Genomic DNA, 11,706 nt, shown 5'->3' on the forward strand with positions numbered 1-11,706 from the left:
TTGAATTTAAAATCGGAGGTATATAAGGCCAACACAAAAGATTCATCATATTTTGAAAAAATGGGCCTTATAAATAACATGTGCAGTTGGATTAAAAGATACATATGGAGATTTATTGGTATGGATGTAGAAAACTTACAAACATATTTAAATTGGTTCATTTATTTACAGCGTTGTAAACGTGACAATGACAAATGGCCAAAAAGTGAGCGTATATTAAGGCATTTGATACTTGAAAGAACTAGATATACCCGTAAATAAAGGATTTGTCAACCACACGATTGTAGATTAATAGAAATTCTTTTATACAAGTACATCGTGCTTATGTGATTAATATGAAATATATTTATCTAAAAGGTAAAACAGCGGTTCAAATGTTTAATGATGATTCTAAAAATTCAGTACCAATAAGCAGAAGATATAAAAGAAATTTAGATAGTGCTTATGGAGAATATTTATTATCATGAGTTATATCATTAATCTTTTAGAAGCACTTATTGTAAGCTATGGACTCGTTGAATTATGTAATATTGATAAAAAGAAACTATTCTTTGTATTGAATACTGTAATTACATTTTTAATGATTAATTACTTTGACTGCATAAATCAAAATTTTACAGTTTCAATGTTGATTTTTGGTTTATTGTGGTATGTGTTAGTTTGTATATTTGCACAAGAAAATTATATATACAATTTATTTATTGCTATTTTTATTAATTTATTATGTGATTTATCTGCTGTAATACCTGTATTATTTATTTACAAGTACAGTGTAGTGTTTGCTGGTTTAACAGCAAAATTGATACAGTTTATAATGACATATCTGTTTGTGAAATTTAGAAGGAAATATTATTATTTTGAAGATAAATATTGGTTTACAATTATAACTGTCATGGTTTTAGGTGAGTTAATAATTATTTTTCAAGATGAACAAATCATTTCTAATGTTTATACAACAACTAATGTGCTGATAAATATATTTATTGTTATAATCATGGGTATTTCTCTTTATTTCTTTCAGTTGATAGAAGAATCAAATTTAGAAAAGGAAAGAATTACAAAATTGTATGAAAAACAAAAATATCAAGATTTAACATATACATTCATGAAATCTGCTAAAGATGAGTTAGATAGATTTGAACATCGGATGATTTATAAGATTCGTAATGTAAAACTAGAAATAGAAAAGCATGATTATGATGAAGCAATCAAATTGATTGAGAATTATAGAGATGAAATACATCGTATTAATCGTACAGTTTATACAGGAAATGGTGTTTTTGATACATCGATGATGTTAAAGCTTAAAGAGTTAGAATATGATGTAACACCTTGCTTTACAATTTCTAGTCGTGAGTTTTATAACAATGTTCAATTTATGAATTTAATTTTAGAATTATTGGATGCAATTCATGTTAGATCGTTAAGTTTGATTATTAAAGAAGAGAAGAATATTTGTATTGTTCAATGTGTAGGCAAAGATTTGAGTTTATGTTTTGATGAAATAAAACATATTTTTGATAAGAAAATAGATTTTGCGTATAAGTATCAAATGCAAGAAAATGACAGTATTGACTTATTTACATTAAAAATAAGGATGGAGGACGAATGAAGTATTTTACACGATATTTAGCGAGAACATTAAATCTTGATCAAGAACAAGAAGATGTTATTTATTATGGCTTGTTTGTTGTGGTCACAAATATTTTTAGTTCTTTAACGGTATTGTTTATAGGTTTTTGTTTGCATCAATTATTTTATACATTTCTATTACAGGTATTTTATACGCCATTAAGATTATATGTGGGAGGATATCATAGTAAAACACCACAAGGTTGTTTTATAACATATAATGCAATTTATTTTGTATTTATTGTGATTATGTCTCATCTTTCTAATTCATTAGTGATGGATTTAGTGACATTTGGATTATTATTTATAATTCTAATTGATCTTTATCTTCATGATGATTCTAAGAAAAGAATGATGAAATTAATTCTTGTTTTAATTCATCTGATATTAATTATTTTGACATCTTCACTATCATTACATTATATCTTTGTATTATCAATTGATATCAATATTTTATTCTATGGCATGAAATATTTGTTTCCTCATACTAAAAATGACTAAAGCACTCGAAAGAGTGCTTTATTTAATAATAGGAATATTTTTAAATTCTTGTTCAAGAATAGAATCGTCTTGTAAAGCAAGAAATTTAGAAGTTTTGATTTCTAAATCAAGAGCAGGATGTTTATAAGTGGATAGATTTGTAATGATCTTGTAGTCACATGTTTTTTTTATTTGATGAAGGTATGCTTGACCTTTTTGATTCATTTTTAATATATGAAGATAATCGACACTAAGCGCATTTTGAATTTCTTGCTTTGTATTATTTAATAAAATATGCAAAAGCATTCTTTGAATTCTTGTTTTTGTATATCTTTTACTTGTAAGAGTACTTACAAGTTCATCGTAATAATTTACTTGATAGATTACTTTCTTTAAAAGATTTTCAATTCCTTCATCAACAAGGTGAAGATTTTTTAATGAATTTTCATCTTGAATGATTATTTGATATTTTAAATAACTAAAGAAATCACTTTGTTTATAAAGCTTTGTATAATAAGACATATCAAATAAGTATTCATGAACATCTTCATGATTAAAAAGTGCTTTTCTTAAAGCAGTTGCAGAAGCAACTTTATTAAGAGTTGTTTCATGATAATCATTTGATCTTTCAATACAATGAAGATTTATTGGATAATGATTAAAAATCACTTCTTTGACATAACCTAATCCTAAAAGATCATTAGGCGTAACAATGCTTTTTCCAAGTAATTGACTTAATGCTTGATTACAGGCATCAGGATAACGTAAACCTTGATTCATTGCATCTCTTACATATTGATTATACGTATCAGGCTGTTTTTCAATAGCATAGGCAATTTCTTTAAAGGTTTCAATAGTGCCACATTCACTGCCAAAAACAAGATCGGTAACACCTATATGATAAAGCAAATCAATGGCTCCTTTACAAAAATAATCAGCACTTTGACTTACATAAACAAAAGGAAGTTCAATAACAAGATCAACACCATATTTAATAGCAAGTTCACTTCGTTTAAATTTATCAATAATTGCTACTTCGCCTCGTTGAACATAGTTTCCTGACATGATTGCAATCGTTAAATCAGGTTGAACGATTTCTTTTGCTTTTTCTAAATGATAAAGATGACCGGTATGGAAAGGGTTATATTCTACAACAATTCCTAATATTTTCATAAGTGATCGTCCTTTTGTTTAATGGTTTTAATAACTTTAAAGAAAGTTGAAACGATAAGAATAGCTGTAGCTAGTGCTAAAGCCGTTCCTACTGTTTGAAAAAGTGAATCAATAAATAGTTTTTGATCATAAGAAATCAAATAAAGCATCGTTTGATAAATTCCTTTACCGGGTACGATAGGGAAACAACCAACGACAATAAAGATGGTTGCCGGTACTTTACATATTCTTGCCATGATTTCACTAAATAAAGCAACAATAATCATCGCACATAAACTTGACATGATATTACTTAAATAAGGAATGACAAGTAAATAGACGATCCAACCAAGCGTTCCTCCAAAGGAAGCAATAAGGACATAATCAAGGCGACGATGAATACGAAAGACAAAAGAAAAGCCAAGACATCCTAAAAAAGCGCCTAAACATTGTATAACTTGTTCCATTAAATCATTCCTTTCATTAAAATTCTCATAAGACCTACACCTAAAGCAATTGCCGTTGCAATAAAGAAAGCCTCGACAAGGCGTGCTTGACCAGAAACATAATTGCCATCAATAATATCTCTTAAACTGTTTGTAATCGCAATTCCTGGTGTTAAAATCATTAAACATCCAATAATAGTTGCATCTAAATTGTTAATCATTTTAAAATGATAAAATATAATAGACAAAGCCGTTAAAAACATACTAGTAAGTGTCGTACGCATAAGGGCATTGATTTTTAAGCTTTCATTGATCCAGATAAAGAAATACATTAAAAAGCCAATAATGGCAGCAATGACTCCTTCTTTTAAACCACCCCCAAAGAATAAAGCAAATCCTCCAGCTCCTAAACCATAGCCAAGAAAAACAAGAGGCATAATGGGATTTAAATGATTGATTTCATTAATTTGTTGTTCAATAAATTCATTATTTGGTTTTTCTAAACAAATTTTTCTTACAAGATCATTTAAAGCACAAACAGCATCAAGGTTTGTACGATTTTGTAGGGTTCTTTTTGTATAAGAAGCACTTGTATTATCTTTAAAAGTCACACTAATAGTAAAGTAAGTAGGAAGGGCAAATACCCCAATATCTTTAAAACCATAGCTTTGACACATTCTTTCTAAACTTTCTTCAACACGGTAAATTTCAGCACCATTTTTTAAAAGAAGGCGACCAATTTCCGCAATATTTTTTAATAATAATTGTTCATTCATTTCTTTATTTCACCAAATGTTAGTATAACAAGGTTTTAAGACTTAGAAAAGAAAAAAGAGACGTTAAAATGAGTTTTTTTATTTATAAAAACAGATTGCAAAGTATGAATTTTTAGGTATAATAGCTTTGATAAAGTAGGTGAGAAAAATGGAAAGATTACAAAAATATATTGCTTCAAGTGGATATACTTCAAGAAGAAAAGCAGAAGATTTAATTAGAGAAGGAAGAGTTTCAGTTAATGGTCAAGTTGTTACTGAACTTGGAACAAAAGTTAAATCTGGAGATGTTGTTTTAGTAGATGGTGAGGCAATCGTTGGTGAAAATAAAGTTTATTATCTTTTTTATAAACCACAAGGTTGTGTTTGTACATTAGATGATGAATTTGGTAGAGATAAAGTTGTTGATTATTTTGAAGATGTAGAAGAAAGAATTTATCCAGTAGGACGTTTAGACTTTGATACAACGGGAGCTTTAATTATGTCTAATGATGGTGATTTTGCGAATATGATCATGCATCCAAGAAGTCACTTAGAAAAAATCTATGAAGTGACAATTAAAGGATTAATTAAAGGGGAAGATCTTCATCATTTAGAAAAAGGGGTTTATTTAGAAGGTAAAAAGACAATGCCTTGTAAAATTAAAGTAACTTATAAAGATATAGAACATAAAACAACTGTTTTAAAAATAAAACTTTATGAAGGTAAAAATAGACAAGTTAAAAAGATGTTTGAAAGTGTTGGACATCCTGTTAAAAGATTACACCGTATTTCTGTAGGATGTGTCAATTTAAAAGGATTACGCCCTGGTGAATATCGTCGTTTAAAACCACAAGAAGTCAAAGATTTAAAAAAATTAGTTGGTAAATAAATTTCGACATCTTTTTTCAATCAAGATGCTTATACTAATTCTTGGTGATAGAAATGAGAGTACAAATTATTGATGAAAAACAATTAGAAATCTGTAGTATATGTAAAGCAACTGGTAAATGGGTCGAACCTGTTTGTGTAAATGGCATTGAAGGACTCTATTGTCTAAAATGTGATACCCTTACATTAAATGAACATCTTCCTTCAAAGTTGGTTTATTTAGCTTTTAAAAAGAAATGTTTAGAAATTAAAGAAAAAAAGAGCAACCAGTTGACAATGTAAAATATTAGGGTAGAATAAAAACGTAAATAAAAAAGCAATGATTTAGGATATGTTTTATAGATGATTTGATTTAGAGAAAAGGTGGTTGGTGAAAACCTTGAGAATGTTTATAAAATACTCCCTAATAGCTACACTTGAAAAAGATTGTCGTTAACTGCGTTAAAGTTTTGAGGCTGAAAAGCAAATTAAGGTGGTACCACGAAACTCTCGTCCTTTGGATGAGAGTTTTTTATGTAAAGGAGAAGAAAAATGGTAGATTTTAAAGAAAATGAACAATTAAACACATTAAATCACTCTTGTGCTCATGTTATGGCACAAGCAATTAAACATCTTTATCCTCAAGCTAAATTCTGGGTAGGTCCTGTTGTTAGTGAAGGATTCTATTATGATGTGGATTTAGGAGATGAAGTTGTTAGTGATGAAGCAATCGCTAAAATTGAAAAAGAAATGAAAAAAATCTGTAAAGATGGTAAAAGAATTGTTCGTCGTGAAATTTCTAAAGAAGAAGCATTAGAAATGTTTAAAGATGATGAATATAAATTAGATTTAATTTCTAATTTAGAAGATGGAACAATTACTTGTTATAGCCAAGGAGATTTTACTGATTTATGTAGAGGTCCTCATGTTGAAACAGTTAAAATGTGTAAAAACTTTAAATTAATCAAACATTCTGGTGCTTATTGGAAAGGTGATAAAAACAATAAAGTTTTACAACGTATTTATGGTGTATGTTTCCCAACTGCTGAAGAATTAGAAGAACACTTAAATTTATTAGAAGAAGCTAAAGAAAGAGATCATCGTAAAATTGGTAAAGAAATGGAAATCTTCATGGTGGATGATTTAATTGGTAGAGGTCTTCCAATGTATTTACCAAAAGGATATGCTATCTGGCAAAAACTTGAAAGATACATCAAACAAAAAGAAAAGAAATTAGGTTACTTACATGTTTTAACCCCTGCTGTAGGAACAGTTAATCTTTATAAAACATCAGGACACTGGGATCATTATAAAGAAAATATGTTCCCACAAATGGAAATGGATGGAGAATCATTTGTTTTACGTCCAATGAACTGTCCTCATCATATGATGATTTATGCTAATAAATTACATTCTTATAAAAACTTACCAATTCGTATTGGTGAAATTGCTCATGACTTTAGATATGAAGCTTCAGGAGCTGTTAAAGGAATTGAAAGAGGAAGACATTTCTGTCAAAATGATGCGCATTTATTTGTAACACCAGAACAAATTAAATCAGAATTTAAAGGAGTTATTGATTTAATCTTAGATGTTTATAAAGATTTCAATATTACAGATTATCGTTGTGTATTATCACTTAGAGATCCAGAAGATAAAGAAAAATATCATGATGATGATGAAATGTGGAATAAAGCAGAAAATGAATTACGTGAAGTAATGAATGAACTTGGTATTGAATATACTGAAGAAATTGGTGAAGCTGCTTTTTATGGTCCTAAATTAGACGTTAATGTTAAACCAGCCATTGGTAATGAAATCACTTTATCAACTTGTCAATTAGATTTCTGTCTACCAGCTAAATTTAATTTAACTTATGTTGCTGAAGATGGAACTAAGAAAACTCCAGTTGTATTACACAGAGCGATTTTAGGTTCATTAGATCGTTTCATGGCTTATATTTTAGAAGAAACAAAAGGAAACTTACCATTATGGTTAGCGCCTACACAAGTTAAAGTATTACCTGTTAAAAATGAATATCATTTAGATTACGCTCAAGAAATTTATCAATTATTATTAGATGAAGGTTTTGAAGTAGAACTTGATTCAAGAGATGAAAAATTAGGATATCGTATTCGTGAAGCACAAATGCAAAAAGCAAACTATATTCTTGTTTTAGGTAATAATGAACGTGATGAAAGAACTGTTACTTATCGTAAACATGGTGAACAAAAAGCAACAACTGTAACAATTGATGAATTTGTTTCTATGTTAAAACAACAAATTAAAGATAAAAAATAATGAATTGAGGCATGCACAGCATGTCTTTTTTCATTTATTATAAAGATAAGTCATAATATTGAAAGTATAATAATTATAGCTATGTGTATCATTGATAGCCCTAAAAATTTATAGTAAGTAAAGTCTTTAAAATGCAACGCATTATGATAGTATACTATCATGTGATTGGTATAAAACTATACTGTAGATGACTTATGAGAAAGGAGCTAAAGAACCTAATCCTTTGGATTAGGTTCTTTAGCTCCTTAATTTTTTATTTGTATTTTTAATGATATAAATCGGTCTTTGTTTTGCTTCAAAGTAACAAGAGGAACAATATTGTCCTAAGATAGAAACAAAGATCAATTGAATTCCACTTAAAAATAAAACAAGACTTGTAAGATAAGAAATAGGATGAACAAAACTGGAATAAAGAGAAGTTATTAAAGAAATACCTATTAAAATCCCACCAATAACCCCGGCAATAGTAATAGGGGTTGATGAAAAGGAAAAGATACCTTTAAATGCATAAGAAAATAAACTTTTAAAACTCCATTTTGTATTACCACCTTGACGTTCTACATTATGAAATTCAAGCCATTTCGTATTAAAACCCACAAAAGAAAATAATCCTTTCATATAACGATTATATTCTTTAAGTTCTAAGATAGCATCAACCATTTGACGTGTCATCATTCTAAAATCTCCAGCGCCATCATCCATATCCATTTTTGTAAGAGTTTGAATTACTTTATAAAAACTATGTGATAAAAAATTACGAAGTTTTCCTTCACCGGTACGATCAATTCGTTTGCCTGCACAACAATCATAGTTTTCCTCTTTTAAAGAACGATACATTTCTTTTAAGAGATAAGGAGGGTGTTGTAAATCGGCATCCATGATGACAACATAATCCCCTGTCGCATTTTCAAGTCCAGCATACATGGCCGCTTCTTTACCAAAGTTACGCGAAAAGGAATAATAGAAGCATTGTTTGTTTTTATGAGCCATGAGTTTAATGAGATCTTCTGTATGATCACTACTACCATCATTAATAAAAAGTAATTCATAAGTTGTATTTTCAATACTTTCTAATACTTTTGTAACCTCTTGATAGAATAAAGGTAAAACATCTTCTTCATTAAAACAGGGAACAATAACACTAATTTTATCCACAATAAACACCTTCCTTTTTAAATACTTTAAATTTACATAAAACATAATTAGAGATAATTGTAATAAAACTGACAACGATTTTAGAAATCATTGGTTGAATATGTAATAAATCAATTAAAAGAGAAAGACAACCTGTTTCAACAAGTAAAGTTACTAATCTTAATAAAACAAAAGAAACAAATTCTTTCTTGCTTTCATTTGAACTTTTAAAAACATACTTTTTATTAGTATAATAAGCAAAAAGTACAGCACCAAGCCACGATACACTATTTGCGATAAGCCAATGAGCATTTAATTTTAATAAAACATAATAAACACTATAATTGACAAGTGTTGTCATCCCACCTACAAAAATATAACGTATCAGTTCTTTTGTATCATTCTTCATTTTTCTTTTTCCTTTCATATATAAAATTAAAAACAACAACCATCATTCCTAAATAAGAAAGCACAAATCCACTGTGATAACCTTTCGGCTTAAATTGAATTGAAATGCGATGATTTCCCTTAGATATCTTACATCCTAAAAAAGCCGTATTTACAATTTCACTCTTAACATTTTTTCTATCTATTTGAATTTGATAGCCTTGATCATAAGGTAAATGGGTAATTAAATAACCTGAATTTGATACATCTATTGTTCCATTGATAAGATCTTTTCCATTTTCTAGAGAAAGAGAATCTACTTCTTTTTCTCTATTCTTAATGATAGAATCATCTAATGTATAAGCTTTGAGGTTTTTTAATTTGTAATTTCCTTTAGAAAATGAAACAATAAGTTCATCATTTTTTATATTTGAAATCAAATAGGTAAAATGAGTGTTTTGATTATAATAGGGTGATGTTATTTTTGATAATTTATTTTTAATACCATTGATTGTAATCGAAACAGCTTGCTTAGGTTTTTTATTTTGTACATCAAATTCTAAAACCAATATTTTATTTTTTAATGATTGTAAGAGTTTATAAGTTTTATTTGTTTTCTTTTTTTGATGTATGGTATATGAATCATCCAATCCTAAATCAAGAACTTTAAATTGACTTTGATAAGTAGAACTTCCTTTCTCTACCACAGCATTGTTGTAAAGTGTATCTAAAGTGTAAGGATAATTGAGTTTTTGAAATTGTTTTTGACTATAAAGTTGACTTGTCGCATAAACAACAGGCATTACTTCTTGGCTTTGATAGAGCTTATAATTTTTTTCTTGGTCAGCTTGTTGATAACTTTCTACTTCTTTAGTTGAAATCACTGAATCAATTGCCATCATCTTTAAATAAAAGGGATTGTCTTGATCAAGTTGAGCAACACGATTGTTTAAAGAAATAGGAAGCTTTAAAGTATCATAGAGAAATGAATTGTAAAGGGCATGGTTTGTCGAAGTATACCCTGAAACACGTGTAACCTTATTTTGAAATGTTTGATTCATGGTTTGAGAAGTATTAGAAAATAAAGCAAGTCGAGATATTTCATTTCTTTGAATTAAAGTAGTTATTTCTTGATTATTATATTTTTGATATTTTTCTTTTAAGAGAAAGCTCTTTGATGGATTGTTCAAATAAACAACTAAGCAAGGAACAAGTAAATAAAGAAAATAACTTTTTATATTTTTTTGTCCAAAATATAAAATGATAAAACTAAATATTAAATCAAGGAGTACCAAAAAAGGTCTTTGAATAAAAAACAAAGGAATCAACCATAAAATAAAGCAGTATTTAAATTTATTAAGAGAATAATCCTCTAATACATATCCTATTTGTAGACAAATAAGGGGAATAAAAACAATCAAAATCTTGCTTCTTGCATAAAGAAAACCATTAAGAATCAAACTAGCTAAAGGCATCAACATAACGAATATTAAAAGTAAAGATAATTTGCGTGTCTTTTCTTTAAAAAGTCCTAAAACAAGTAACATCCATACAAAATACGTCATTCCACAACCATAGTTATCATAAAGAAGACCTCTTAAATCAAAGGTTGGGATCAACAACTTTGAATAATTAAGAGCCTGGACACTTTTATGTCCACCAATAATTACAAACAAGGTTGGTATTGTAAGAATGGCTGTTAATAAAAAGATAGAAAGATAAACTTTAAAAAGGTTGATTATATGTTTTTTATTATTTCTATAAGGAAAATAATGTTTTAAAAAGTAAATAAGATAAACAATAAAACATCCTATACTATAAAAATAACTATGCACAATAAGTAAACTACCCCATAAGATCATCCCTGTAATATTTCCATCTTTAAAATAATGATCAACACTTTTCAACATTAAAAAGAGAAAAGGAAGAACATTAACAAACATGATTTGTTTATGACTTTGAAAAAATAAAGAGGAACATAATACTAATAAACTTATAAAAAAACAAAGTTGGCGTTCTTTTAAATGATTTCTTAAAAATAAATAACAAGAAATTGTTGTAAGAATCATTAAGAAAATACTATAAACACTAAGAATATCAATCATTTTTATATTAATAAATAAAGCTCCAAGTAAAACATCAGGACGTAAATAGCCATAATAAGAGAAATAATAAATATTTACGCCAGACATTAAATTTTTTAGATAAGTAGGAAACAAGGTTCCTTCATCCCTTATAGCCTGTCTTAAAGCATCACTTAACATGACATGTTGGTTAAACCAATCTATTGAATTTCCAAATAAATGTTGCCCTTTTAAAACAAATATCATAGATATTGTTATAATGAATAAAGACAACATATAGATATAATCTTTTTTCTTCATCTTTTTTTACCTCACTTTTATTCTAACAAGGACTTCTTAATAATCACCTAAATGATTTCTAAAGAAATCATAAACAAATAGGAGAATTTAAAGGAAAATATTTAAAAAGTCTTAAGAATTCTTATGAATTTGTTTTAAGAAGGAAGTGGTAAGGTATAAATGGTGAGA

13 protein-coding genes are annotated in these 11,706 nt (G+C 27.9%); 7 read left to right on the top strand and 6 right to left on the bottom strand.

Annotated features, from left to right (window positions below):
- From C7U55_RS13795 to C7U55_RS07465, 4 genes are all read left to right on the top strand, one after another.
- Positions 1-261: hypothetical protein (locus tag C7U55_RS13795; RefSeq protein WP_204638415.1), on the top strand; the 261-nt coding region annotated here is incomplete at its 5' end.
- 44 nt (positions 262-305) lie between these two features.
- Positions 306-467 carry a LytTR family transcriptional regulator DNA-binding domain-containing protein gene (locus tag C7U55_RS07455; protein ID WP_275666258.1) on the top strand — a complete coding sequence of 54 codons (162 nt, stop codon included), beginning with the start codon at positions 306-308 and terminating at the stop codon, positions 465-467.
- A complete protein-coding gene (locus tag C7U55_RS07460) occupies positions 464-1,612 on the top strand; it encodes a hypothetical protein (RefSeq protein WP_106988037.1) in 1,149 nt (382 codons plus the stop codon). Before C7U55_RS07455 ends, C7U55_RS07460 begins: the two co-directional genes overlap by 4 nt.
- Positions 1,609-2,133 (top strand): accessory gene regulator B family protein, encoded by a 525-nt coding sequence (locus C7U55_RS07465; protein ID WP_106988038.1) that lies wholly within the window; start codon positions 1,609-1,611, stop codon positions 2,131-2,133. The genes C7U55_RS07460 and C7U55_RS07465 overlap by 4 nt, the downstream gene beginning before the upstream one ends.
- 18 nt (positions 2,134-2,151) lie before the next feature.
- On the opposite strand, the gene C7U55_RS07470 is transcribed toward C7U55_RS07465, so the two are convergent.
- From C7U55_RS07470 to C7U55_RS07480, 3 genes are read right to left on the bottom strand one after another with little or no spacing between them, the layout of a single operon-like run.
- On the bottom strand, positions 2,152-3,285 hold the full coding sequence (locus C7U55_RS07470; protein WP_106988039.1) for a nucleotidyltransferase: 1,134 nt from the start codon (positions 3,283-3,285) through the stop codon (positions 2,152-2,154).
- Complete coding sequence (locus C7U55_RS07475; RefSeq protein WP_106988040.1) at positions 3,282-3,731, bottom strand: threonine/serine exporter family protein; 450 nt, start codon at positions 3,729-3,731, stop codon at positions 3,282-3,284. Before C7U55_RS07475 ends, C7U55_RS07470 begins: the two co-directional genes overlap by 4 nt.
- Complete coding sequence (locus tag C7U55_RS07480; RefSeq protein ID WP_048923547.1) at positions 3,731-4,486, bottom strand: threonine/serine exporter family protein; 756 nt, start codon at positions 4,484-4,486, stop codon at positions 3,731-3,733. The genes C7U55_RS07475 and C7U55_RS07480 overlap by 1 nt, the downstream gene beginning before the upstream one ends.
- Positions 4,487-4,634: 148 nt before the next feature.
- Between C7U55_RS07480 and C7U55_RS07485 the strand changes: the two genes are divergently transcribed.
- The 3 genes from C7U55_RS07485 (at position 4,635) to thrS (ending at position 7,633) form a co-directional block, all read left to right on the top strand.
- The gene (locus C7U55_RS07485) at positions 4,635-5,354 is read left to right on the top strand and encodes a pseudouridine synthase (protein WP_106988041.1); all 720 of its coding nucleotides are present in this window, start codon (positions 4,635-4,637) and stop codon (positions 5,352-5,354) included.
- A gap of 53 nt (positions 5,355-5,407) precedes the next feature.
- A complete protein-coding gene (locus C7U55_RS07490; protein ID WP_083991722.1) occupies positions 5,408-5,635 on the top strand; it encodes a hypothetical protein in 228 nt (75 codons plus the stop codon).
- A 249-nt stretch (positions 5,636-5,884) separates the two neighbouring features.
- Positions 5,885-7,633, top strand: a complete 1,749-nt coding sequence (gene thrS, locus C7U55_RS07495) for a threonine--tRNA ligase (RefSeq protein ID WP_106988042.1) — start codon at positions 5,885-5,887, stop codon at positions 7,631-7,633.
- Between the two features lie 237 nt (positions 7,634-7,870).
- Here the strand turns inward: thrS and C7U55_RS07500 are convergent, their stop codons facing one another.
- From C7U55_RS07500 to C7U55_RS07510, 3 genes are read right to left on the bottom strand one after another with little or no spacing between them, the layout of a single operon-like run.
- The gene (locus C7U55_RS07500) at positions 7,871-8,788 is read right to left on the bottom strand and encodes a glycosyltransferase family 2 protein (protein ID WP_106988043.1); all 918 of its coding nucleotides are present in this window, start codon (positions 8,786-8,788) and stop codon (positions 7,871-7,873) included.
- Positions 8,781-9,176 carry a GtrA family protein gene (locus C7U55_RS07505; RefSeq protein ID WP_106988114.1) on the bottom strand — a complete coding sequence of 132 codons (396 nt, stop codon included), beginning with the start codon at positions 9,174-9,176 and terminating at the stop codon, positions 8,781-8,783. The genes C7U55_RS07500 and C7U55_RS07505 overlap by 8 nt, the downstream gene beginning before the upstream one ends.
- On the bottom strand, positions 9,166-11,538 hold the full coding sequence (locus C7U55_RS07510) for a YfhO family protein (RefSeq protein ID WP_106988044.1): 2,373 nt from the start codon (positions 11,536-11,538) through the stop codon (positions 9,166-9,168). The genes C7U55_RS07505 and C7U55_RS07510 overlap by 11 nt, the downstream gene beginning before the upstream one ends.
- Positions 11,539-11,706 lie beyond the last annotated feature (168 nt).

Source organism: Faecalibacillus faecis (assembly GCF_003024675.1).
GTDB classification, from domain to species: Bacteria; Bacillota_I; Bacilli_A; order Erysipelotrichales; family Coprobacillaceae; genus Faecalibacillus; species Faecalibacillus faecis.

Excerpts from the sequence above, each read along its gene's own strand:
- C7U55_RS07460 (WP_106988037.1), top strand. The coding sequence starts at position 464 with ATGAGTTATATCATTAATCTTTTAGAAGCACTTATTGTAAGCTATGGA.
- C7U55_RS07465 (WP_106988038.1), top strand. The coding sequence starts at position 1,609 with ATGAAGTATTTTACACGATATTTAGCGAGAACATTAAATCTTGATCAA.
- C7U55_RS07470 (WP_106988039.1), bottom strand. The coding sequence starts at position 3,285 with ATGAAAATATTAGGAATTGTTGTAGAATATAACCCTTTCCATACCGGT.
- C7U55_RS07475 (WP_106988040.1), bottom strand. The coding sequence starts at position 3,731 with ATGGAACAAGTTATACAATGTTTAGGCGCTTTTTTAGGATGTCTTGGC.
- C7U55_RS07480 (WP_048923547.1), bottom strand. The coding sequence starts at position 4,486 with ATGAATGAACAATTATTATTAAAAAATATTGCGGAAATTGGTCGCCTT.
- C7U55_RS07485 (WP_106988041.1), top strand. The coding sequence starts at position 4,635 with ATGGAAAGATTACAAAAATATATTGCTTCAAGTGGATATACTTCAAGA.
- C7U55_RS07490 (WP_083991722.1), top strand. The coding sequence starts at position 5,408 with ATGAGAGTACAAATTATTGATGAAAAACAATTAGAAATCTGTAGTATA.
- thrS (WP_106988042.1), top strand. The coding sequence starts at position 5,885 with ATGGTAGATTTTAAAGAAAATGAACAATTAAACACATTAAATCACTCT.
- C7U55_RS07505 (WP_106988114.1), bottom strand. The coding sequence starts at position 9,176 with ATGAAGAATGATACAAAAGAACTGATACGTTATATTTTTGTAGGTGGG.
- C7U55_RS07510 (WP_106988044.1), bottom strand. The coding sequence starts at position 11,538 with ATGAAGAAAAAAGATTATATCTATATGTTGTCTTTATTCATTATAACA.